Below are 22,570 nucleotides of genomic sequence, written 5' to 3'. Positions count from 1 at the left end.
AGTGCGGGTTTTTCGCGAGACATTGCGGGCGCTGCTCAGCCATTGGCGGCAACACCCGGTGCAATTTTTCAGTGTGCTGACCGGGCTCTGGCTCGCCACCAGTCTGCTGACCGGTGTGCAGGCGCTGAACAGCCAAGCGCGAGAAAGCTACGCGCGGGCCAGTCAGTTGATCGGCGGCGAACCTCAAGCCAGCCTCAGCGCGCCCGGCGGCGGAGTGTTCCCTCAGCAATTGTTTATCGACCTGCGTCGCGCGGGTTGGCCGGTATCGCCGGTGTTGCGAGGCCGGGTGACGCTCAAGGGCCATGAAGACCAGCGCTTGCAATTGATGGGCATTGAGCCGGTGTCGCTGCCGGCCGGTTCCGCAGTGGCCGGGCGGTTGTTGCCGATCGAGCAGGTTGTCGAGTTCTTCACGGCGCCGGGCAGCACCTGGATTTCGCCGCAGACCTTGCAGGCGTTGGGCCTGGGTGAAGGTGAAACACCGGTGGCCCAGAGCGGTATCGCCTTGCCGCCCCTGCGTGCCCAGCCCGACATGGCCCCCGGTGTGTTGCTGGTGGACATCGGCTTCGCCCAGCAGATTCTGCAGATGCCCGATCAACTGTCGCGCCTGCTGCTGCCCAAGGATTTCACCGCGCCCCTGCCTGATCAGTTCAAGGGCCAACTCCAGCTCATCAGCAGCGGCGAAGAAAACAATCTTGCGCGCCTGACCGAGAGCTTCCACCTGAACCTCGACGCTTTGGGCTTTCTGTCGTTCGTGGTTGGCCTGTTCATCGTGCACGCGGCGATCGGCCTGGCGCTGGAGCAACGTCGAGGCTTGCTCAGAACCCTGCGCGCCTGTGGCGTCAGCGCGCGAATGTTGATTGCCGGCCTCGCCGTCGAGCTGGGATGTCTGGCGTTGATCGGTGGTGTCGCCGGCGTGGTCAGCGGCTACCTGCTGGCCGGCGTGCTGTTGCCGGATGTCGCCGCCAGTTTGCGCGGCTTGTACGGCGCCGAAGTGCCGGGCCAGTTGAGCCTAAGCCCGCTGTGGTGGTTCAGTGGTATCGGTCTGAGCCTGCTCGGCGCCTTGCTCGCCGGTACCAACAGTTTGCTGCGAGCAGCGCGCTTGCCGTTGCTGGCGCTGGCCGATCCGCAAGCCTGGCATCAGGCCCACGCGCGCTGGTTGCGGCGCCAGGGTTGGGTCGCGGCGATGGCGGCGTTGATCGCGTTGCTGGCGTTGATGTTCGGCGACAGCCTGAGCAGTGGTTTCGTGCTGATGGCCGCGTTGTTGATCGGCGCCGCACTGGCCTTGCCGGTAGTGTTGAACAGCGTGCTCAACCGGGTGCTTCGGCACAGTCGTTCGGTGCTCGGCCAATGGTTTGTCGCCGACTGCCGTCAGCAGTTGCCGGCCCTGAGCCTGGCCCTGATGGCGCTGTTATTGGCGCTGGCGGCTAACATCGGCGCCGGCAGCATGACCGCCGGTTTCCGCCAGACCTTCAGCAACTGGCTCGAACAACGCCTGACCGCCGAGTTGTATGTCAATCCGCAAAATCCGGCCCAGGCCCGAGAGCTTTACACCTGGCTCAAACAACAACCCCACGTCAGCGCGGTGCTACCCAACTGGCAAGTGTCGATTCAGTTACAGGGCTGGCCGGCGGACGTCTTCGGCGTGATCGATCACCCAACCTATCGCCAGCACTGGCCACTGCTGGAAGCCTTGGGCGACGACCCTTGGGAGCGGCTGGCCAAGGACGACGCGCTGATGCTCAGCGAACAACTGGCCCGGCGGTTGAAGGTGCGCCTGGGTGATCACATGACCATTGCCACGCCCAACGGTCCATGGTCGCCACGGATCGTCGGGATCTACGCTGACTACGGCAATCCCAAGGGCCATCTGCTGGTCAACAACAATCACCTACTGCGCGGCTGGCCGCAGCTGACCCCCAGTCGTTTCAACCTGCGCATCGAGCCGGCATCGATTCCCGCGTTCCTGACCGCGCTGCAAGCGCGCTTCGCCCTGGACGACAGCCGCATCGTCGATCAGGCCCGGCTCAAGGGTTGGTCCACCCAAGTGTTCGAGCGCACCTTCGCCGCCACCGCCGCACTCAACAGCCTGACGCTTTGCGTCGCGGGCGTGGCGCTGTTCATCAGCCTGCTGACCCAGAGCCAGAGCCGCCTCGGACAACTCGCGCCGCTGTGGGCGCTGGGCGTGACGCGGCGGCAGTTGATGCTGCTCAACCTCGGGCAAACCTGGTTGCTCGCGGTGCTGACGTTGGTGCTGGCATTGCCGTTGGGCATCGCGTTGGCGTGGTGCCTGGACACGGTGATCAACGTTCAGGCCTTCGGCTGGCGCTTGCCGCTACGGGTGTTTCCGCTGCAACTGTTGCAGTTGATGGGCCTGGCCTTGCTCGCCACGTTGCTCGCATCGGCGTGGCCGTTGTACTCGCTGTATCGCACGCAACCGGCGGATCTGCTGAGGACGTTTGCTCATGAAGATTAAAGTCGGCGTGTTGTTGCTGGCGTTGCTGAGCGGCTGTGACAACACGTCTGCACCGGAAAAAGGCTTCGCCGGCCTCGGCCATCAGGCCGCCGCATTTACCCCGGTGGTGCCCGGGCGAGTGTTCAGTTTCCCGGCGGACCATGGCCCCCACGATGGCTTTCGCATCGAATGGTGGTACGTCACCGCCAACCTCAAGGACGATCAGGGCCATGAGTTCGGCGCGCAATGGACGCTGTTTCGCAGCGCCTTGCAAGCGACGCCCGAGCAACCCGGCTGGGGCAATCAGACCATCTGGCTGGGCCATGCGGCCGTGACATCCGCCACCGCGCACCATGCCGCCGAACGCTACGCCCGAGGCGGCGTCGGCCAGGCCGGTGTGATCCTGGCGCCGTTCAACGCGTGGATCGACGACTGGCGTTTCAGCAGTCAGGCCACCGACGCAAACCCGCTGGCAGACCTGCAACTCAGCGCCCGCGACAAGGCGTTCAGCTACCAGCTTCGATTGACTTCAACCCGGCCACTGGTGCTTCAGGGAGACAAAGGCTTCAGCCAGAAATCCGAACAAGGCCAGGCGTCGTACTACTACAGCCAGCCGTTTTTCCAGGCCAGCGGCCAACTCGAAATCGACGGCAAAACCTACACGGTCAACGGCCCGGCCTGGCTCGACCGCGAGTGGAGCAGCCAACCGCTGACCGCCAACCAGACCGGATGGGACTGGTTCTCCCTGCACCTGGACGGCGGCGAGCAGGTGATGCTCTACCGCATGCGGCAAAAGGACGGCGCGCCATACCTCACTGGCACCTGGATCGACGCCCAAGGACAGACGCAGTTGCTGCACGCCGACGACCTCAGCCTCACACCGCAAGATACCGCCAAGGTCGCCGGGCGTTCGATGCCTGTGCGCTGGTCGATCAAAATCCCGGGCAAGCACCTCGAAATCACCATCGACGCCCTCAACCCCAAGGCCTGGATGGACTTGCGCATCCCCTATTGGGAAGGGCCGGTGCGGCTGAGCGGCAGTCATGGGGGGCAGGGGTATCTGGAGATGACCGGGTATTGAGTTGGAGCTTTGGGCGAAATTGAAGGATCTGAAAGTAGGGCAAAGCGTTGTGCTGATCTATACCGATGTGTTGAAGATGACCAGCCAGCACCCAAGCTGATCATTACTTGTACGTATTGATTGTTCTTGTGCAGATAGCTGTATAAGAACAATCAATTTTAATGGTCGAACTGGTGTGTTTCAGAAGTTTGTAGACGTTGTGTGAGCGAAGCCTTACGAAATATTGCGTGTACAAAATTTCACGTTTATACACGAGGACATATCGGCCAAATTCTATTAAAATCCTTCCCGTTCGCCCGGTGTCAGGGCTCTTTACCGGTGCATGGATTGCCAAGGCCATTACACTGGGCGAACACCTTCTTTGGGAGGTGCTGTTTAAAAGTTTCGGATATAAGAATGGGCGACCCTGGAGTCGCCCATTTTTATTGGAAGATCTAAAGCTGCTTCCGCAAATGCTGCCCGACCACATCCATCAAATCGCAACCGTCCTGCAACGGGATGACCAACCCGCATAAAGTGCTGCGAATATGCCCGGCGAGCCTCAAAGGAGATGATGTCGATGCATAGTGGGGCGCCTGGACGGTTACGGTGATGCATTGAAACGATCAATATTGATACTCTCCAATACACAAACCTCTTCAGGATCAACGAACAGGGAGTAGAGAATGGCTGGAGCCACAGCTGGGCTCGAGGGTAGGAGTCCTTAATGATCAAAGGGGGAGCCAATCGTTATGGCGAGATCAAAGCAAAACAAGAGCTGTTTTAAACGGGTATCCATCGGCGTGCTGGCCGCTTTGCTGTCGGTCGGCGTCGCTAAAAGTTTCGCAGAGGATAAGGACGTCAAAGGAATGCAGAGTATTCAGTTTCGAAAGGTCATTGACCTCAGCCATGTCATTAGCACGACGATTCCACTGTGGCCTAACGACCCTCCAGTGACATTCGATGTGGTGGCTACACAGGAAAAAGACGGTTATTACCTGCGGCGTTTCAGTATTGGCGAGCACAGCGCTACCCATATGAACGCGCCCAATAGCTTTCACCCCAATGCCATCGGGATTGATGCCTATAAACCGGAGTCCCTGGTGCGTCCGGCCGTCGTGATTGATATACGAACCCAGGCTCGGGATAACCCGGATTATGTGATTGGCGTCCAGGACATCGAAAAATGGGAACAGGCTAACGGGCGCATCGACCAAGGCTCTGTTGTGCTGTTTTATACGGGATGGCAAGCCCTGTGGAACGATCCCAAGCGCTTTATCAATGAAGACGCGAAAGGCCCACACTTTCCCGGTGTGGGCGCTGCTACGACCAAATTTTTGCTTGAAGAACGCCAAATCGCCGGTGTCGGTATCGATACACATGGCGCTGATCCAGGTCAGGATACGGTTTACGCCACCAACAGCCAGATTCTGGCCAAAGATGGCATCGTCCTGGAGTGTCTGACTAATCTCGATCAGCTACCTGCGAAAGGCACGACACTGGTCATTGGCGTGCTTCGGCTCAAAGAGGGGTCGGGTTCTCCTGTTTCCGTAATGGCGTTTGTACCCTGAGCCCATTTCAATTTGAAATTGCATCCACTACCGGAGTACTGGCCTGGAGCTGTCGCCGGTAGTTGGCTGCACGCTGAAGTACTTGGGTCAAGGCCTGGAAGTTTGCCGGCTTGGTTAAAATGTCATTGGCACCGGCAGCCCTGAAACGTTCTATCTCGCTCGAAAAAGCGCTCGCGGTGAACGCAACGATGTAGCAAGTATCGCCCAGTGGTAGTTCGCGGATTTTATGGATGGCCGCTAGCCCATCCATAACGGGCATATTGATATCCATAAAAATGATATCTGGAGTCGACGTCATGCACTCGTTGACCGCCTCCAGACCATCTGACGCAAGGGCGGGTGCATAACCCAACGCCTGTAACATCGCCAAGGCAACTTTCTGACTAATGGGATGGTTCTCCACCAGTAGGATATCGAGCGGGTAATCCCTGGCAAAAGATGAGTCGAAACCAACCGTTGCATGATCGTCCCCGAGGGGTATTTCCGAGACGGAAAAAGGCTCCATGGGGAGTGAGAAGGAAAACGTCGATCCGATGCCAGGTTGACTGGTAAAGGATAAAGTCCCCTGTTGCGCCTCGACCAGGCTCTTGCAAATTGAAAGACCGAGCCCACTCCCGGTAAAGCGTTGACTGGCCGGCCCTTTGAACTGAACAAAGGGCTTGAACAGGCTGTCTTGCCGCGCCAAAGGGATACCTATGCCAGTATCGCGTACGGAGAAGTCGAGTCGGGCTCGAGGGCCGTCACCGCTCGTCTTGACCTCGAGCGATACTGTTCCGGTTTCGGTGAACTTGACCGCATTGCCCAACAAGTTGATCAGTATCTGGCGAAGGCAATCGGTATCGGTTTTGACCCAGTGCGGTACATTCGGTGATACCTGAGCCTCAATGATTATTGGTTTGCCCTGGGTGTTTTGCCGGATCATTTCAATACTGGATGAAACCAATGCTCTCACTTCGAATACACGAGGCCTCAATTCAAGTTTGCCCGCTTCGATCTTTGCCAGGTCGAGAATGTTGTCGATAAGCGACAGCAGGGTTCGTCCGCTGGTATGAATCGTATTGACCAGACCGCTTTGCTCGGGATTCAGGGCGGAGCCGGCCAGTAACTCGGTCGCACCGATGACACCGTACATGGGCGTGCGGATTTCATGACTCATGGTGGCTAAAAAACGTGTCTTGGAACGATCCGCGTCTTCGGCGGCATCTTTTGCCTGACTCAATACCTGTTCGTTTATTTGCAGTTGCTGAAGATGAGCACGCATGCGCAATAAGTCGATCACGAACAAAAGACTGAAGGCGAGAAATACCAGAATGGCAAGGATGATATGGTGCAGAGAGTCCTGATTAAGTTGTTGGTAGTAGTCCGCCAACGTCATCTCCGCGCCCGCCACATAAACCGTCCCATCCTGGGATTTCATCGGGACGAAAACCGCGCGAAAGTCTCCCCAGTGATCCGAATAATCGATCCAGGTGGGCTCGGTGCGCTCAAAACTGTCGAGCAGAGCCTGACTGGCATCTGGATAAGGATCAAAAAAACGTACGTAATTCTGTTCTTGAATTTCTTTTTTCGATGCGCTGGAGCTGATCAGATAGGCTTCCCCAGCGCGTTTGACCACGCTGTAGACAAAGGCGGTGCCCATGGACTCGTTGAACCTGGAGAGTCGCTGAATGGCATCCCAGTCTTGCGCTTCCGTTTTCGATTGTTTGTCGATCAGATTGTCATGGTAGCGGTCGCCGAGGATGGCCGACGCGCCCAGCGCGGCATGCAGCAGCTTGTTATTAATGTTGTCAGTGAGGATTCCTTGAGTCTCGACATAGAGGTAGTAGATATAACCACTGACACCTACGATGTAGACCAAAAGTAAAGCCCATGTTTTCCGTCTGAGTTTGAACATTCATCACAGCCTCCATACTGTCAGCCCAAGCATAGATTGAAGACTGGCTCAAAACCAATATTTCTCAGTGAGGAAGTTACTTGACCGAATAGCCAGTTTTTCTGGGTTTTTGGGGTGATTGGGATTTTGTGGAAGAGTCCACCATAGTGGAAATTGGAAGAATTTTGCTCCTGTATCAAGAAATTTGCAGACGAAGTTTTAGCAGCCCCTTGCGAAATGCTCTGTGTATAAAATTGAGGGATGATATTAAACGTCGGATATAAAAATGGGCGACCCAGGAGTCGCCCATTTTTATTGGCTGAATTAAAGCTGCGCCCGTAACCGTCGCCCGACTACATCCAGCAAATCGCAGCCGTCCCGCAATGGGATTGCCAACACCCGCGCAAACTCTTGCAACAGTGCAGCGTCACCGCCAGGCGCTTCGCCCATAGACAGCGTTTCCAACAGTTGAGTGACGCAACGAATGCGATGCGCCGCCGTGTCGTGCAACACGTCGACAGGTGCTTCTGTGTCGATCAGCAGCGAAGGGATCGTGCAGTCGATGCCGGTAATCGGCATGTATCGAGTCATGGCTGAACCTCCTGAGCGTCGGACGCCCCACCGGGTGGGTCGAGGTTGTCCAGCGCCCGGTTTACCAACAACTCGCCCAGGACGGCCAATTGTTGAATCGATAGCGCCAGGCTTCGGTGTGAGCCTTCGAGTTCGCAGGCAAGGTCGGTGGTCAGTACGTTGAGCGAAGCGAGGGTTTCGCAGGCGTGGCTTAGCAGGGTTTCGGTGCGGATGTTGGGGAGAAGGGTGAAGACGTGGCTGATGGGGTCGGGATTTTTGGGGTTGCGGAGGCGGGCGCTGACGGCGCGTTGGGTTGCTTGGCTGAGTTGGAGGGGATCGAGAGACTCGGGTGGAAACTTTTTCATCGTGAAGCTCCTGAATCAACGGAGCCGCAAAGCGGCATTTGCATGCCTTGATCGTGTTCGGTCTGTCAGAACCGGTCGCTGAGGTTGCAGTGACTGGGGGAGGTTATCTGGGGAGGAGGGGGATGTACAAGTTCATGGATGGTGATGGGAGTTGCGGGAAATGTCCGAAGCTCCTGTAAGGTGTATTGAGGGAACCGCAGGGATGCTTTTTGTCATTGGGCGCTGCGTTAGACGTTTAGGTATGGAAAGGTTTCGCCGTTAATGATCAAGGTGTTGTCTATTATTTTGACACTCTTTATATTGCTTATGACTAATTTTAAGTTTTCTGATGTGGGGAATAACGCATCCAGCAGATCAAAGTAAAGATAATCTCTAATGAGCAAGGCAGCTAAGTCAGGTGCGTTTTTAATTAGGTCTGTAAAGTTCTGGTAGTTTGATTTTTTCAATGCATGAATGCCTGCATAGCCTTGTTGTTCATCATCGATCTTGCATTGAGTGATGAAAGAGTTTGCCCTTTCCAAAAAGTCCATCGCTAACTCTTGTGTGGTTGTAAGTAACTCAAAATTTTCTGTTTTGAGTTTCGTGTCTTCTCCAAAGCCAAGGCTGCGGTAACCAACAGTAGACGGGTTGATAGTCTGTCCAGCGGACTTGAAAATCATGGCGATGTTCTTAGTTGTAATATTGGCTAAAGGCAGCCAAAAGCAAACAGATTCATTTTTAATCAGCCAAAAGTGGACGGATTTATTTTCGAGAGCACGCAGAAGAGTGTCTGTCTATATTTTTCTTGGGTGGTCATTGTTCTAGTTTGTTTAAGGCGTTAGAAATTTCTTTGTTTAGATCCGTCCAGTTTTTTGCTTTTTCGCTGAAAGCTGGGTGCTCCCAGTCATTGGCTTTAATTAAAGAAATTCTAAATGCGCCGTTTTCACAGAACTCAGGGTACCAACCTATATCGATAAATTGATCATGGGGGAAGACGGCTTGGAATAGATCCTCCTTTAAGTCGTCGACGATCATTGAAGTGTCAATAAGCTGATTGATATGGGGTATGTCATCAAATGTGATTATTCCGCCAAGTTCAATTATTTTTTTTAGTGTCCATTCAATTTTTTGCTTTGAGTAAAAAGGGTGCTCAGTCAAATGGATGCCTCCTTTTCTAGTCCACTTTTCTTAAAGGTGGGGTGTGTATTTCCTAGTGTGGAAAATAAATATCTCTACTTTTTATTCTGGCTTCCAGAACTCAATGTTTTCCATGCGTCTCTCTATGTCATCCATGTCGTCTTCGCCAAGCGTGTTATCAAAACTTTCGCTTAGAATTCGTCGTACCTTGGCGAGTTTTTGTGTGACTTTTTCGTTGTCTATAAAATCGGTTGTCGCGCGTTGGTAGTCTGCAATAGGTTTATCACTATAATAGCTACCCATTTTATGTAGAGATATTAAGATGAATTCTATCTCTGCTAGTGCTTCGAGTGCGGATTCTCCGGGTATAATAATTTCTTTGTTTGTGTCTAGCATTATTTTCTCCTCGTGAATGTTGGGTTTTCTAGTTTTAGGTTTCCCTTGATTGTTAACTCCATGGTTCCGTATCTTGGATTTTTAACCCATTCCAATTGTGATTCAGGTACATCCGTCTCTATATAGTCTCGCCCTCGGCCTCTTCCTATTTGATATTTTTCTTCAGCTGTGAGTTGGCTAAGAGCTTTTTTGTTGGCAGGTTCTACATATACTCTATTGTTGTCTTGGGCGCTAATTACGCCATCGCTTTCAATACCTGTTGAGCCTTTTCTGTTGGTGTAATGGCGGACTCGGACCGTTTTCTCTGCGTTGCCTGCGGGCGCAGGAACTGGTGGTTCCCCTTGATTTACTTTTGCCTTGCCTGCTGGGTTTTCAGTGCCTGTTGGCGGTTTACATGCATCTCCGCCTGGACATTCCCTATTCAACCCCAATGGATCCACCCACCCCGTAGGGTTAGGCACGTACTGGTAGTTGTTCAACCCACCCGCAAGCTTGATCGGATCCGGCGTCAAAAACCGCCCAGTCCCCGGATTGTAGTAGCGATGCCGGTTGTAGTGTAAGCCCGTTTCCGCATCGAAATACTGACCCTGGAAGCGCAACGGGTTGTCGATTTCTGCAACGTCGAGGGTGGCGAGGTTGCCGTAGGCGCGGTATTTCGCTGACCACATGATCTCGCCGCTGTAGTCGGTGAGTTCTTGCGGGGTGCCGAGGTGGTCGAGTTGGTAGTAGAACGGCGTGGCTTTCAGCGGGCCTTCGCCATCGAGCATGGCCAGCGGGCGGAAGCTGCCCGGTTCATAAATGTAAGTGCGGTAGCGGTTGTCGGAACTCTCGGCGATGAGACGTTCGCCTTGCCACAGGAATTCCGTGGTGTGGCCATCGACGGTTTTGGCGATGCGACGGCCGAAGGCGTCGTACTTGTAGCTTGCGATGCTGCCGCCGGGGAGGTTGACACCGATCAAACGGTGCTGGCAGTCGTAGCGATACTCGGTAACGAGTTTCTGGCCGGCGCCGCGACGTTCGCGGATCAGGTTGCCGTGAGCGTCGTAGTCGTAATGACGGTCGCCCTGCATGAGCAGACGGTTGCCTTTGACGTTGGCGAGGTTCGCGGTCGGTTGATCGCCTTGACCCAGGAGGTTGCCCGCCGGGTCGTGGGCGAAGCTTTCAGGCGTAGCTCCGCGCACGCTGATCAGGCGATCGAGCGGATCGTAATGGTAGCTGCGGTTGCCTTTGCGGCTGTCCTCGATGCCGGCAAGATTGCCGTTGGCATCATAGGCGTAGCGACGACGAAACAGGTTGCGGTCTTGCTGGCTGACGGTGTGGGCTTGCAGTCGGCCTTGTTCGTCGTACTGGTATTGGCTGAGCAGCAGGCCTTGTTGGCGCTGCTGTTCGCGACCGGCGTTGAACTGGTGCGTGGTCAGGCGCGAGCCATTGAGGTCGATGCTGCTCAGGCGGCCGCCGGGTTGGTGGCGGTAGTCGAGTTTGCTACCGTCGGGGAGGCGGCAGTGGCTGAGTTGGCCGAGGTTGTCGTACTCGTAGCGCGTGGTGCCCCAGCCCTGGTGTTCGGTGATCAGGCGGTCTTGCAGGTCGTATTCGTATGCGAGGGGCCAGTGGCCGTCGTCGACGTTCACGAGGCGGCCGAGGGCATCGTAGCTGTAATGAATTTCCTCGCCGTCGGCCAGGGTTTTCACCAGCAGGCGGCCAGCGGCGTCACGCTGGTACTCGGTAACCAGCTCACTGGCGTCGTCGCCGAATTCGGTTTTCTTCAGCAGTTGGCCGTTGAGGTCGTACTCGTAGGCCGTACGGCGACCATCGAAACCGGTTTCCTGCTGGATAAGGCCGTTGGGGTAGTAATCGAGGTGGTAGCGCTCGCCACGTTCGTTTTCGATCTCAGTGAGCAGCAAGCGCGAGTTGTCGTAGCGATAACGCAGTTGGCTGCCATCAGGGTTGATACGACGGCTAACCATATGCAGGCCATCGGCATATTCGTAGCGGGTCACGCGACCCAGCTCATCGCGCTCTGCTGTGACGCGGCCATAGGGGTTGTAGGTGAACGCACGGGTTGCGCCGCCGGGCAGGGTGATTTGCGCGAGGCGGTTGGCGGCGTCCCATTGGTATTGGGTGATGGCGCCGGTTTCTTCCTGACGGGTGATCTGCCGGCCCAGTGCGTCGTAACGGTATTTGCGCTGGCCGCCGTCGGGCAGGCGCTCTTCCAGCAACTGGCCGAGGTTGTTCCAGCCCAGTTGATGGCGGCTGCCATCGGGATGGCGAATTTCCAGCAGACGGCCCTGGCGGTCGTAGCTGTAGAGGGTGGAATTGCCGTCCGGGTCGATCTGTTGAGTGATGTCGCCCTGAATGTTGCGTTGATACTTCCAGGTCGCCTTGCCGCGACTTACTTTACTTACGAATCCATTGCTGTATTCGTAGCCGGTAGGTTGGTCTTCCGGGGGAATAACCGCCACCATGTGACCGGATTCGTTGTAGTGGTATTCCGTGATTGCGCCGAGCGGATCCTGTTCTGCGATCAAACGACCCTTTTCGTCGTAGGCCTTGAGGTTCTCAGCACCATCCGGGTCAATTTTGGCGATCAGTCGGGCCTGATCGTCGTGGGTATATATCTCTTCGCTGCCGTCCGCATTGGTGACAGTAACGCTGCCCTTGTCATCCCAGGCGTAGTGCGCGTCCATCTGCGAGAAGCTTGCCCAGTGATGAATGCAGCGTGCCGACTTGCCTTCTTTTTCCCACTCCCAGTAGAAACTGGCGCCACCGGCCAGTCGGCGCTCAAGAATGACGTTCTGCTCATTGTAGGCGTAGCGCTCGGCTTCGCCTGCCGCGTTTTTGGCTTCGATCAGGCGGTGCTGAGCGTCATAGCTATAGGTGACCAAGGTCTGGACGGTGCTCCAGGCATCTTCCAGATTGTCTGCCGGACTGAACTGCTGGTAATCGACTGCGACGATGTGTTTGCGGTCATAACGCAGGAGCAGGGCGCGACCGGCGCCATTGTCGACACGTTTGATCCGGCCGTGTATGTCGCGGGTGATGTGCAGGCGGTTGTTGTAGGTGTCGCTAATGGCGATCAGCGTCGCGCCTTTGCTGTTGTAGCGGAAATGATAGAACTGGGAACGGTCGTCAGCTTGAGTGAGGATCAGTTCGGAAGGATCGTCACCGATGAAAATCGCCGCTTCGGACAAACTGTTGGTAATCGCCGGTCGTTGCATACTCGGCAATGGGAAGGTCGTAATGCGGTTTTCGTGGTCGGTCCAGACCACCTCATCACCGTTGATTTCCACCCTTTGCGCCAGAGCGTGACTCCACCCGTAGCCGAGGCCGCAATCGATTTCCGCGGCGCTGGTGCGATAGAGGCGGGTCCAACTGAATGGCAGTAGCCCTCCGAGTTCACCATCGGTCAGGGTCAACAGTTCCTCACCCGTCACCATCGAAACCGGACAGCCATTGGTGCAGGTGCTTTTGGCGCAGTTAGCACTTTTTTCGTCAGGAGTCTTGGACTGAGCGGGTACATCGTGGTGGACTTTCGGCGTTTCTACGGTAGTCACTCGCTTCCCGTCAAAACGAACCTGTGCAATCCCTTTCTTCACCTGAGCCGTCACGCCACGAGCCGCCACCGCCGTGTACTTCGCGACGTACTCCATGAAGCCTTTGATGATCTTGAACACCGCCTCAACAAAACCGGTCACGGCCTTGATGACGATTTCACCGTACTTTTTCAAGCGCGCGGCGAGGTAGATGACCCCGGTACCCTCTGCAGCAACGGTCAGCACGATCGAAATCACGATGTCGATCGCGATGCCGACTACCGCTGCCGTGGTCATTTTTGCGGCGTCACCGGCCATCTTCATTGGTGGCAAACCGGCCAGCCAGATCACGGCACTGCGTACCATCAGGAACAGAGCGGCCTCGTCGCTGGCCAACAGCATGGCCTTCTTCATGACGTCTGGCGTTTCTTTTGCCAGTGCTATCAGCTTTTGGGTACCGGCACCGAGGTCTTTGGCAAACTTGCTCGGGTCTTGCAGGATATCGAGCACCAGGCTGATGCCGTCCCAAACCCCTTTGATTGCTTCCCAGCCGCCTTCAAGGATGCCGTTGCCAATCGCCGAGACCGTTCCCAAGGCGGATATGTTCGACCATTGCGGTTTGAAACCGGCCCATTCCTTGCGCAGAAAACCTTCCAGTTGGTCTGTCAGACCGCCGTAGGATTTGAACAAGGTATCGATTTGATCCGGCGTCACTTCATGATGAACGCGAATCTTATAAAACTTGCCTGGAACGCCTTCTGTCCAGCTAGCTTTACCCTGAGCGTCCAACGTAACTTTGCTGACCGCACCGCCTTCCACCGCAACGATTTCAACTTCGATGTCACCCAATGGGATGTCATACACCGATTCGAACTTGCTCTCGATCAGCAACGGTCCCTTGAGCGGGCACTGGGCAACGTTCGAGGTGAAGTCGCCATCGGTCATGCTCACCGATTTGCTGGTGTTACCGACTTTTATCACGCGCTCCATGCCCAGCAGGGAGGGCAGGTCTGCGGCTCGACTGCCTTTGTCGGCGGCTTTCGCGTACCAGGTTTTGGTCTGTTCTTGATACAGCTTCAAGCTGTCCTTGAACGTGCTCAGTTGGTTGTCAACGTAGGCAACGCGATCCATCAGCCTTGCTCCAGAATCAGGTGGTTTAACAGTGCTTCATTAAGGTTTTTCGGAGCATCGGGCCGGCGCACGAAACGTGCGATTTTCAGCTTCAGATTGCTCTCGGGGTAAGCGGCGTAGATGTCTGGACGTTCCTCTTCCAGCCATTGCATCAGGTTACCGATCAGGGTCGACGGGTTTTGCTTCGCCAGGCTGTCGAGCAGCTTCTGCGGCACTTCCCACCACGGCCAGTCTTTCGCCGGTGGCACCGCGCGTGGCCCCACTTCCAGACTCTTCCCATTGATCAGATACCGATCAAACACCGGCAACACCTCACCAGCGGCATCGCCGAGGCCTTCCAGAATCGGGTAGATATGCCGTCCATCCCAGAACCGGAAAAACACCTCGCTACCGTCGGGCATCCGCACTTGAGTCAGACTGCGCAGATGTTCGAACACCACATCCGGCTCACTGGTGGATACCGCCAACCAACCCCAGTCCTGAGCATCGGTTTCGGCAATCCACGGCAGAAAACTTGAGTTGGGTTTCAACTCAATGAGGTAGGGCATCACCGGCTGCCACCCGGCATAGGGTGTACCGCCCCAAATCGGGATCGCCTGGGTTGTGGGTTCGCTTTGGTAAAGTGACTTGAGCGCTTCAGCATCACTGGCCGCACTAACAATCAAGTACAACCGCTCACCCGTCCGCAACGGCCGTTCAGCTAGCCACGCCTGTGGAGTCACCAGATCAGATCGCACAAGCACCTGCCTTGCACTTCTCGCACTCTTCGCAGAACGGCGCATTGCGTTTCAGGGTGTTGATCTGCGCCGGCGTCAGTACCGCGCCAGCCTTGTTGGCATCAGCCTGTTTCAGCGCCCCAGGCATCAGCGGTGCCGCGCCGGTGCCGCTGCCCGGGCTGCCGCCGGAGTTCATGTTGATCGCCGGGCCGCTGAGGGTGACGCCGCTGGCGTCGATCTTGATGAAGCTGCCGCCGCCCTTGAGGGTGAGTTCGCTGCCGGCTTCGAGCACGACTTTCATGCCGCTGCTCAGGTGGATTTCCTGGCCGGCTTCGATGAATTGGCCGGTGCCGACCTTGATGTGCTGGTTGACGCCCACGGTGAGGTGGTCGTTGGCGCGGGCTTCGACTTTGCGGTCGGCGTAGACGGTGTGGTGTTCTTCGGCCTTGAATTCGCTGTAGCTGTTTTGCTCGACGGTGTCGTGGCGCTCGTTGCCGACGCGGATTTTCTGGTCGTGCTCGACGTTTTCGTTCCAGTCGCGCTGGGCGTGCAGGAAGATCTGTTCCTGGCCCTTTTTGTCTTCGATGCGCAGTTCGTTGAAGCCGCCGCCGCCCGGAGAGCTCAGGGTTTTGAAGGTGCTGCGGGTCTTGTTCGCCGGCAGGTCGTAGGGGACGACGTTTTCCTTGTGGTACAGGCAGCCGGTGATCAGCGGTTGGTCGGGGTCGCCTTCGAGGAAGGTGACCAGCACTTCCATGCCGACCCGCGGGATGGCGATGCCGCCGTAATGGGCGCCAGCCCAGGCGGAGGAGACACGCAGCCAGCAGCTGGTCTTGTCGTCGGCCTGGCCTTCGCGGTCCCAATGGAATTGCACTTTGACGCGGCCGTATTGGTCGCAGTGGATCTCTTCACCTTTTGGCCCGGTGACCACGGCGCTCTGGCTGCCGAGGATCCGTGGCTTGGGGTGGTTCAGCGGCGGGCGGTTCGGCACGTCCCAGGGGGTGGCCTGGAAGCGGTTGCGGTAGCCCTGGTGGAAATCGTCTTTGAGGTTGGTGGTGTTGCTGGTCACCGACTCTTCCAGCACTTGCGGCTGTTTGCCTTCGTGGAGGATTTCGGTCAGCAGCCACAGGTCGTTCCACTTGGCCTTGGGGTGTTGGGTCAGGGCCAGGAAGTGGCCGCTGACCAGCAACGGCTGATCGCTTCGGCCTTCGGCCAACTGGAAGTCGCTGCGGTGACGCTCGAGGGCGCGTTTGGCCAGGTGCTTGCCGCGTTCGCGGTCGATGAAGCGGCCGGGGTAGTCGTAGTCTTCGAGGTCGGGCAGGGCGTCGCCACGGTTCTCACTTTCCAGTTTCAGGCGCGGTTTTTCGAAGTCGTAGTCGCGGCGGGTGGTACGGCTGGTGCGGGTTTCCAGGCGCAGGTCGAAGCGCTTGATCACCGGGTCGTTGGCGACCATGCCGGAGTCTTGCTGGTAGGCTACGGGCGCGAGTTTCGGGAACACCGTCTGGTCATCGCCGAACACCAGCTTGTGGGCCGTGGCGCTGTGCTGGAAGTGGTAATGGATACCTTCTTCCTCGCACAGGCGCTGGATGAATTGCAGGTCCGATTCATCGTACTGAACGCAATAAATGCGCTCGGGATAAATCGCCCCGACTTTGAATTCGTAGGCATTGCTCTGGATGCCGTGCTCTTCGAGGACCATACCGATGATTTTCGGCACGCTGAGGTTCTGGAAGATGCGTTGGTTGATGCGGTGCGCCAGGTAGGACAGCTGCGGGCGCAGGGTCACGGCGTAGCGGGTCAGGCGTTTGCCCGAATCGCCCTGGGCGGCGCGGTAGATCTGGCCATGAATGCCGCTGCCATCAGGCGAGAGCTGCAAGAAGGCCGGTTTGTGCAATAGCGTTTCGAGGTCCAGGGACGGCTGTTCACTGACCAGCTCCACCTCAAACACAAAAGGCTGGCTGATGGCTTCCCGACCTTGCAGGGCAAGGACCTGGAGATCGTTTTCCAGACCTTCGACAGTCAGGGCAAAGTGAGTCTGATTGGCCGGCGCGAACATCCCTTGTTCCTCGTGCAGTGCTGCGGCGCGCGTTGACACCCGAAAGCCGGATCAACGGACGCGAAAATTCCTGGAAGGCGCAAATGACATCGACCAGCAGAGCTGGCCGATGTTTGGAACCGTCAGCCGCGATTAAGCGACTGGAACACGCCAGTCATCGGAACCCGAAGTACCGGATACTTCGTGGGTCCAGGTGATTTTGCGGTAGGTGAATTGCACTTCTTCCAGGTGCGTGAAGTGCGAGTTCGACGGATCCTGGCAGTTGTGCATTTTGTTGTTGATGGCGACGATGATCGCGTCTTCCAGTTTGGTGGTGTAGTAGTGCTCTTGGGTACCTTGAGCAGAGGTGCGGTACCACTGGATAACGATTTCGCTCATGCGCTCGCCGGAGGTCAGCGCCGCTTGCAGCAGTGGCGAAGACTTGTCGTAGACCTTGGTGATCACGACTGGCTTGTGTACACGCTGACCGGTTGGTTGGCCGGACTGTGGGTCACGCGGGATGATCACGTCGTGGCTGAAAGCCTGAACCATGACCTGGTCTTCGTGGCCTTCCTGGTAGGTGTTGCCAACGGAGTCGGCGGTGAATGCGCCGGCAGTGATCAGGCCTTGTTTCTCGCCAGTAACGGACATGTACGCTGGTGTAGCCATGGATGTGCTCCTTGCTAAAAGTTAGGGTGCCCGGGAGGCGGTATCGCCCGGTGGGTGCCTGACTGTTATCAAGGAGCGTGCCAAAAATGATTTTTGCCATATAAATCAGGTGGTTGGTGAGATTTTTAAAGCGCGCAGAGGTTTTTCAGCAACGATCACCTGAGAAAGTGCGCAAGAAGTTGCGCAGTGGTGCGCAAGAAGTTGCGCACTCGGCTGGAGGGCTCGATCTACCTGGTGTTCAGCGTTGTTGAGGGGGGCTTGGGGCGAAAAACTGCGCAACTTCTTGCGCATCAAGGCCATGAGCCATCATCCCGATAAACCCAGCCGTCTGTCCGGGCAATTCCAATGGTGATGGAATTTTTTTCCGGACCTGTCGCTCTGCTGATGTAGAGACGTGCCGATTCAGCGTCCGCCAGCGAGCACCCGGTAAGCCATGAACAAGACCCTGGACGATTACAACCGCATACGTGACTTTGTGGCGACTCCGGAACCGGCCGCCGCCAAGCGTTCGGGCAAAAAAACGGCAAAGGATCATGCGCTGCAATTCTGCATTCAGAAACACGACGCGTCGCACCTGCACTATGACTTTCGCCTTGAGCTCGATGGCGCGCTGAAAAGTTGGGCCGTACCGAAAGGCCCGTCGCTGGACCCCAAGGTCAAGCGCCTGGCAATCCACGTCGAAGACCATCCGCTCGATTACGCCACGTTCGAGGGCACCATTCCCGAAGGGCATTACGGCGCCGGCGAGGTGATCGTGTGGGATCGTGGGGTGTGGATTCCCCAGGACGACCCGGCCAAGGCGTACGCCGAGGGCCGGCTGAAATTCGAGCTGCAAGGGGAAAAGCTCGGCGGCCTGTGGAACCTCGTGCGCACGCACATGCCGGGCAAGCAGGAGCAATGGTTTCTGATCAAACATCAGGACGGCGCGGCCAGGCCCGAAAGCGATTACGACGTGGTCGCCGCCGAGCCCGACAGCGTGCTCAGCGATCGCACCATTGTCGCCAGGTCGAAACCCGGTCCCGTAAAAAAGCCAGCGGCGAGGGCGCGCAGAGAGCGCTCATCACAGCTGACAGGCGCTCGCAAAGCCAGGCTGCCGGAGCTGCTCAAACCCGAATTGGCGACACTGGTGGAATCCGCGCCGGACGGCGAATGGAGCTACGAGATCAAGTTCGACGGCTACCGGGTGATGGCGCGCATCGACCACGATGAGGTCAAACTCTTCACCCGCAACGGTCACGACTGGACCCACAAATTGCCAGAGCAGGCCGCAGCGCTGGCGGCGTTGGGCCTGGAGTCGGCCTGGCTCGACGGCGAAATGGTGGTGGCGGACGAGCAGGGCGTTCCGGATTTTCAGGCGCTGCAAAACGCCTTCGATGCCGGTCATAGCGCCAGCATCGTTTACTACCTGTTCGATTTGCCTTACCTCAATGGCGTGGACCTGCGCGAAGTCGCTGTCGAAGCGCGCAGGGTGGCGCTGGCGACTGTGCTCAAGCCCAATGAAAACCCGCTGTTGCGATACTCCGATACGTTCAACGAATCCCCGGAGGCGTTACTCGACAGCGCCTGTAAAATGCACATGGAAGGGGTGATCGGCAAACGCCTGGGCTCGCTTTACGTGTCCCGGCGCAGCAGTGACTGGATCAAACTCAAGTGCAAGCATCGGCAGGAATTTATCGTGGTCGGCTTCACCGACCCCAAAGGCTCGCGCAGTGCATTTGGTGCGTTGCTGCTGGGGCTGCACGACCGTGACAGCGGCGAGTTGCGCTATGCGGGCAAGGTCGGCACCGGATTCAGCGAGGCGAGCCTCAAGCGTCTTTACGGACAACTGAAACCGCTGCTGACGAAAAAGCCGTCGGTGGTCAACCCGCCCACCGGTGTTGAAGCCAAGGCTGTGCATTGGCTCAAACCCGTTTTGCTGGCGGAAGTGGCCTTCGCCGAGATGACCAAGGACGGCTCGGTGCGCCAGGCCGTGTTCCATGGGCTGCGCGAGGACAAGCCTGCCGCAGGCATCACTGAGGAGCGTCCGACAACCGTGAAGACCTCAGGCACTAAAACGAAAAACACCCAAGCCGCACCGTCACAAGTCGGTCTGGGGCGGGGCAAGGTGCGCATCACACATCCGGAGCGGGTGATCGATGCCAGCAGCGGCACCACCAAGATGCAATTGGCGGAGTATTACGCCAGTGTCGCCGAGTGGATTCTGCCGCAACTCAAGGACCGGCCGGTGGCGCTGGTGCGCGCACCGGACGGCATCGCGGGCGAACTGTTCTTTCAGAAGAACGCCGAGAATCTGGCCATACCAGGCATTATCACTCTGGACAAGGCACTGACGGGCCAACCGATGATGGTCATCAACAATGCCGAAGCCCTGATTGGCGCGGTGCAGATGAGCACGGTGGAGCTGCACACCTGGAACGCCACGTCGGTCGATCTGGACAAACCCGACCGCTTCGTCCTCGACCTCGACCCGGATCCGGCGTTGCCCTGGAGGAGCATGGTCGAAGCGACCCGGCTGACCCTCACGGTGCTCGATGAGCTGGGGCTCAAGGCGTTTCTCAAGACCAGCGGCGGCAAGGGGATTCACCTGGTCGTACCACTGACCCGCAAACACGGTTGGGATGAGGTCAAGGACTTCAGCCACGCGATTGTCAGTCACATGGCCAAGCTGCTGCCGGAACGTTTTTCCGCGGTGTCGGGGCCGAAAAACCGGGTTGGGCGCATCTTCATCGATTACCTGCGCAACGGCCTCGGCGCCACCACGATCTGCGCTTATGCCGTGCGCACTCGCGAAGGGCTGCCAGTGTCGGTGCCGATCTTTCGCGAAGAAGTGGCTGAGCTCAAGGGCGCCAATCAATGGAACCTGCACACCGTGCATGAGCGCCTGGCCGAGGTCGGCGATGAACCCTGGGCCGACCTGAAGAAAACCCGGCAGACGATAACTGCCGAGATGCGGCGGCGGATCGGGATGAAAAAGCAGTGAATCAGAAGGCTGTGGCGAGGGGGCTTGTCGGAACGCCGCATCGCCCCGTTTGAGTGCGTAGCACTCACAAAATCTTTGGTACATCAGAGATTTTGGGGCCGCTTCGCAGCCCAACGGGGGCAAGCCCCCTCACCACAGACTCGCCGCCTCGACAACTATTGCTTGCCGACTGCGGCAGCGAGCAGCGGTGCCACCTGTTCATCGGTCAATGCGGCGTGGACTTCCATGTTCATGAGGTCGCTCCATTCCAGCACCCACTTCTGAATCGCCACCGGATCACTGGCTTCGGCAATGCCTACACCGCTGGAACCGCCGACGGCATGCCAGCGCCCCAGCATGCTGACGCCTGCGGGTGGGGCGCCACCGGTCTTGAGAAAACGTTCGATCGCGCTGTTACGTTGTTGCGGACTGATGGACCAACGGACCATGAATAACATCTGCCACCTCCTGCTACGGACTGGCACCTTTTAACTTCGCGTTCCTGGCTGGCGCCGGGGCCACGGTCACGCCTGAGTTTCCAGCTCCGTCCTGGCTGGCCTGAAACCTGTTCTCCCATGAGAAGGCATAGCAGTGGACCGTGTCGCGCGTACGACCGCTGATCCTGTTTCAGGGCATTCGAATGAACGTATCGGGATAACGGTGCAAGCCATCAGGTATCAGGCATCACGCAACAAGTCGTTGGCATTGAGCAGCTCGTAGGCAACTTCCGGGTGCTTCTCCAGTCCTCGGCGAATGGCCGCCGGGATCGACTGACGGGTTTTGCGGCACAGGCCCGGCAGTTCGCCGAGGGTGATGTTGATACCGCGCATGGTGCGCACTTCATTGAAGCCGGGAGCGATCTCCACCCGCAGGCCCAACTGCTCATACATTCGCCGTTGCAGACGTTCCAGGTCGCTCAGGCTCTGGAGGTTTTCCAGGCGTTCGATCAGGCGCTTTTCTTCCGACTGGGTCAGGCTCAGGATGCGCAGGTCCGTGCCGGGCGTTTCCAACAGCTGCTCACGCTCGCAGATGCAGGCGCCGGGAGGGCAGGGTTGGCGGATCGGAAGAGAGGTCGTCATGGGGTTCAATCATAGAGCGCTATGATCGGGTTTGCCCATGGGGTTGTTGTAGCGTTGAGCGCGATGTTTTCCGTCGATGCAACACGCCTCCTGTTTACACAGTGTTTAGTGTGCTGCATCGATCGGTTGAATCTATTTTATCTGCACAATGACCGGACCTTCCGTCACGATCGGCGGTTTCGCTTGGATATGCGAAGCATTTTTCTGAATCCAGTCGCGCGCGACTTTCAAGCTCGCATCGGTGCCGGTCTTGTCCGTGCAAACCGTCACTGATGTACCGCCATCACCCGTATTGAGCAGTGTGTAGCTTACGAGGCCAGGCACTGTCCGCAGGGCCGCGTCGACGTCGGCATTGCGCTCTTCCAGAAACTCGAAAAGCTGCTTTGCGCCAGCACCCAGGTAGGTTCTTATCACCGCATACATAGTCGTCTCCTTTGGGGGTACCGTCTTGATGCCCATCCAGATCTGCTGATGGTTGCCATCATTCCGGTTTCAGTTCCCCCCCGATTTATTCAGCTTAGCCAAACGCCGGTGACAAGCGACATGCCACGACCACCGGCCACTTTTGGCCGGCTGGCGACGGTTTGGCGGCGACCGTCGCCGGGCGGATTTACACCGCTGTCTGTTCTTAGGGTCTTTACTTCCAGTCAGGCCCTGTATGTACAGAGAGGAGAGCACGATGAGCAACGAACAGGCGGCACCCGAAACGCAAGGTGTTGCGGTGAAGTTACTGGCAACGGTCGACCTTGGCCCCGAGATCGAAGGCATGGCGGGGCGCCAACTTAGAATGCGCATGGTGACCATTGAGCCTGGAGGCGTCTTCGGGCCGGTTCACAACCATAAAGACAGACCCGGTACCGTCTACATCCTGCAAGGAACAATCACTGATCATCGAAATGGCGTCGCCACGGACTATGGGCCGGGCGTGGGTTGGCCTGAGGACAGGCACACCACGCACTGGCTTGAGAACCGAGGCACGATTGCGGCGGTGGAGATCTCGGTCGATATTGTCAGGCAGGAGTAAGCAGGTCACCGGGTTGGAACTCGCGGT

At 57.3% G+C, this 22,570-nt stretch carries 19 protein-coding genes; 5 read left to right on the top strand and 14 right to left on the bottom strand.

Going from position 1 to position 22,570, the window contains the following annotated elements:
- Position 1 precedes the first annotated feature (1 nt).
- From PMI21_RS17650 to PMI21_RS17660, 3 genes are all read left to right on the top strand, one after another.
- Positions 2 to 2,473, top strand: a complete 2,472-nt coding sequence (locus tag PMI21_RS17650; protein WP_007937025.1) for an ABC transporter permease — start codon at positions 2 to 4, stop codon at positions 2,471 to 2,473.
- Positions 2,463 to 3,533 (top strand): lipocalin-like domain-containing protein, encoded by a 1,071-nt coding sequence (locus PMI21_RS17655; RefSeq protein ID WP_007937024.1) that lies wholly within the window; start codon positions 2,463 to 2,465, stop codon positions 3,531 to 3,533. Before PMI21_RS17650 ends, PMI21_RS17655 begins: the two co-directional genes overlap by 11 nt.
- A gap of 731 nt (positions 3,534 to 4,264) precedes the next feature.
- On the top strand, positions 4,265 to 5,083 hold the full coding sequence (locus tag PMI21_RS17660) for a cyclase family protein (protein WP_007937023.1): 819 nt from the start codon (positions 4,265 to 4,267) through the stop codon (positions 5,081 to 5,083).
- A 7-nt stretch (positions 5,084 to 5,090) separates the two neighbouring features.
- Here the strand turns inward: PMI21_RS17660 and PMI21_RS17665 are convergent, their stop codons facing one another.
- The 11 genes from PMI21_RS17665 to PMI21_RS29480 all read right to left on the bottom strand — a co-directional run bounded on the left by PMI21_RS17665 (position 5,091) and on the right by PMI21_RS29480 (position 17,781).
- Entirely contained in the window at positions 5,091 to 6,977 is a 1,887-nt protein-coding gene (locus PMI21_RS17665; protein ID WP_007937021.1) for an ATP-binding protein, read from the bottom strand.
- A gap of 303 nt (positions 6,978 to 7,280) precedes the next feature.
- Positions 7,281 to 7,547 (bottom strand): hypothetical protein, encoded by a 267-nt coding sequence (locus PMI21_RS17670; protein WP_007937020.1) that lies wholly within the window; start codon positions 7,545 to 7,547, stop codon positions 7,281 to 7,283.
- Positions 7,544 to 7,891: a DUF6124 family protein gene (locus PMI21_RS17675; protein WP_007937019.1), complete on the bottom strand. Its 348-nt coding sequence runs from the start codon at positions 7,889 to 7,891 to the stop codon at positions 7,544 to 7,546. Before PMI21_RS17675 ends, PMI21_RS17670 begins: the two co-directional genes overlap by 4 nt.
- Before the next feature lie 227 nt (positions 7,892 to 8,118).
- Positions 8,119 to 8,550 (bottom strand): hypothetical protein, encoded by a 432-nt coding sequence (locus tag PMI21_RS0128075; RefSeq protein WP_033063941.1) that lies wholly within the window; start codon positions 8,548 to 8,550, stop codon positions 8,119 to 8,121.
- Positions 8,551 to 8,683: 133 nt separating this feature from the next.
- A complete protein-coding gene (locus PMI21_RS17680) occupies positions 8,684 to 9,028 on the bottom strand; it encodes a hypothetical protein (RefSeq protein WP_007937017.1) in 345 nt (114 codons plus the stop codon).
- An 81-nt stretch (positions 9,029 to 9,109) separates the two neighbouring features.
- Positions 9,110 to 9,403 (bottom strand): hypothetical protein, encoded by a 294-nt coding sequence (locus tag PMI21_RS17685; protein WP_007937015.1) that lies wholly within the window; start codon positions 9,401 to 9,403, stop codon positions 9,110 to 9,112.
- Entirely contained in the window at positions 9,403 to 14,064 is a 4,662-nt protein-coding gene (locus PMI21_RS17690; protein WP_007937014.1) for an RHS repeat-associated core domain-containing protein, read from the bottom strand. The genes PMI21_RS17685 and PMI21_RS17690 overlap by 1 nt, the downstream gene beginning before the upstream one ends.
- Positions 14,064 to 14,801 (bottom strand): DUF4123 domain-containing protein, encoded by a 738-nt coding sequence (locus PMI21_RS17695; RefSeq protein WP_007937013.1) that lies wholly within the window; start codon positions 14,799 to 14,801, stop codon positions 14,064 to 14,066. The genes PMI21_RS17690 and PMI21_RS17695 overlap by 1 nt, the downstream gene beginning before the upstream one ends.
- Complete coding sequence (gene tssI, locus PMI21_RS17700) at positions 14,791 to 16,833, bottom strand: type VI secretion system Vgr family protein (RefSeq protein WP_007937012.1); 2,043 nt, start codon at positions 16,831 to 16,833, stop codon at positions 14,791 to 14,793. Before tssI ends, PMI21_RS17695 begins: the two co-directional genes overlap by 11 nt.
- Positions 16,834 to 16,965: 132 nt before the next feature.
- Positions 16,966 to 17,481 (bottom strand): Hcp family type VI secretion system effector, encoded by a 516-nt coding sequence (locus PMI21_RS17705; protein WP_007900657.1) that lies wholly within the window; start codon positions 17,479 to 17,481, stop codon positions 16,966 to 16,968.
- 105 nt (positions 17,482 to 17,586) lie between these two features.
- On the bottom strand, positions 17,587 to 17,781 hold the full coding sequence (locus PMI21_RS29480; RefSeq protein WP_157214303.1) for a hypothetical protein: 195 nt from the start codon (positions 17,779 to 17,781) through the stop codon (positions 17,587 to 17,589).
- A 133-nt stretch (positions 17,782 to 17,914) separates the two neighbouring features.
- Between PMI21_RS29480 and ligD the strand changes: the two genes are divergently transcribed.
- Positions 17,915 to 20,461, top strand: a complete 2,547-nt coding sequence (gene ligD, locus PMI21_RS17710) for a DNA ligase D (RefSeq protein ID WP_007937011.1) — start codon at positions 17,915 to 17,917, stop codon at positions 20,459 to 20,461.
- Between the two features lie 155 nt (positions 20,462 to 20,616).
- Here the strand turns inward: ligD and PMI21_RS17715 are convergent, their stop codons facing one another.
- From PMI21_RS17715 to PMI21_RS17725, 3 genes are all read right to left on the bottom strand, one after another.
- Positions 20,617 to 20,898 (bottom strand): DUF3303 domain-containing protein, encoded by a 282-nt coding sequence (locus tag PMI21_RS17715; RefSeq protein ID WP_007937010.1) that lies wholly within the window; start codon positions 20,896 to 20,898, stop codon positions 20,617 to 20,619.
- Between the two features lie 219 nt (positions 20,899 to 21,117).
- A complete protein-coding gene (locus tag PMI21_RS17720) occupies positions 21,118 to 21,519 on the bottom strand; it encodes a hypothetical protein (RefSeq protein WP_007937009.1) in 402 nt (133 codons plus the stop codon).
- A 132-nt stretch (positions 21,520 to 21,651) separates the two neighbouring features.
- Positions 21,652 to 21,942: a hypothetical protein gene (locus PMI21_RS17725; RefSeq protein WP_007937008.1), complete on the bottom strand. Its 291-nt coding sequence runs from the start codon at positions 21,940 to 21,942 to the stop codon at positions 21,652 to 21,654.
- A gap of 256 nt (positions 21,943 to 22,198) precedes the next feature.
- Here PMI21_RS17725 and PMI21_RS17730 point away from each other — a divergent pair, with 256 nt between their 5' ends.
- Entirely contained in the window at positions 22,199 to 22,543 is a 345-nt protein-coding gene (locus PMI21_RS17730) for a cupin domain-containing protein (RefSeq protein WP_007937007.1), read from the top strand.
- Positions 22,544 to 22,570: the final 27 nt, after the last annotated feature.

The organism is Pseudomonas sp. GM18, from assembly GCF_000282195.1.
Lineage (GTDB): Bacteria > Pseudomonadota > Gammaproteobacteria > Pseudomonadales > Pseudomonadaceae > Aquipseudomonas.
This window is presented reverse-complemented; position numbering and strand designations above follow the sequence as displayed.

Bases quoted from the DNA above. Each gene is read 5' to 3' on its own strand.
- PMI21_RS17715 (WP_007937010.1), bottom strand. From the start codon at position 20,898: ATGTTATTCATGGTCCGTTGGTCCATCAGTCCGCAACAACGTAACAGC.
- PMI21_RS17705 (WP_007900657.1), bottom strand. From the start codon at position 17,481: ATGGCTACACCAGCGTACATGTCCGTTACTGGCGAGAAACAAGGCCTG.
- PMI21_RS17720 (WP_007937009.1), bottom strand. From the start codon at position 21,519: ATGACGACCTCTCTTCCGATCCGCCAACCCTGCCCTCCCGGCGCCTGC.
- PMI21_RS17665 (WP_007937021.1), bottom strand. From the start codon at position 6,977: ATGTTCAAACTCAGACGGAAAACATGGGCTTTACTTTTGGTCTACATC.
- ligD (WP_007937011.1), top strand. From the start codon at position 17,915: ATGAACAAGACCCTGGACGATTACAACCGCATACGTGACTTTGTGGCG.
- PMI21_RS17660 (WP_007937023.1), top strand. From the start codon at position 4,265: ATGGCGAGATCAAAGCAAAACAAGAGCTGTTTTAAACGGGTATCCATC.
- PMI21_RS17675 (WP_007937019.1), bottom strand. From the start codon at position 7,891: ATGAAAAAGTTTCCACCCGAGTCTCTCGATCCCCTCCAACTCAGCCAA.
- PMI21_RS29480 (WP_157214303.1), bottom strand. From the start codon at position 17,781: ATGGCCTTGATGCGCAAGAAGTTGCGCAGTTTTTCGCCCCAAGCCCCC.
- PMI21_RS17730 (WP_007937007.1), top strand. From the start codon at position 22,199: ATGAGCAACGAACAGGCGGCACCCGAAACGCAAGGTGTTGCGGTGAAG.
- PMI21_RS0128075 (WP_033063941.1), bottom strand. From the start codon at position 8,550: ATGATTTTCAAGTCCGCTGGACAGACTATCAACCCGTCTACTGTTGGT.
- tssI (WP_007937012.1), bottom strand. From the start codon at position 16,833: ATGTTCGCGCCGGCCAATCAGACTCACTTTGCCCTGACTGTCGAAGGT.
- PMI21_RS17670 (WP_007937020.1), bottom strand. From the start codon at position 7,547: ATGACTCGATACATGCCGATTACCGGCATCGACTGCACGATCCCTTCG.
- PMI21_RS17685 (WP_007937015.1), bottom strand. From the start codon at position 9,403: ATGCTAGACACAAACAAAGAAATTATTATACCCGGAGAATCCGCACTC.
- PMI21_RS17725 (WP_007937008.1), bottom strand. From the start codon at position 21,942: ATGTATGCGGTGATAAGAACCTACCTGGGTGCTGGCGCAAAGCAGCTT.
- PMI21_RS17690 (WP_007937014.1), bottom strand. From the start codon at position 14,064: ATGGATCGCGTTGCCTACGTTGACAACCAACTGAGCACGTTCAAGGAC.
- PMI21_RS17655 (WP_007937024.1), top strand. From the start codon at position 2,463: ATGAAGATTAAAGTCGGCGTGTTGTTGCTGGCGTTGCTGAGCGGCTGT.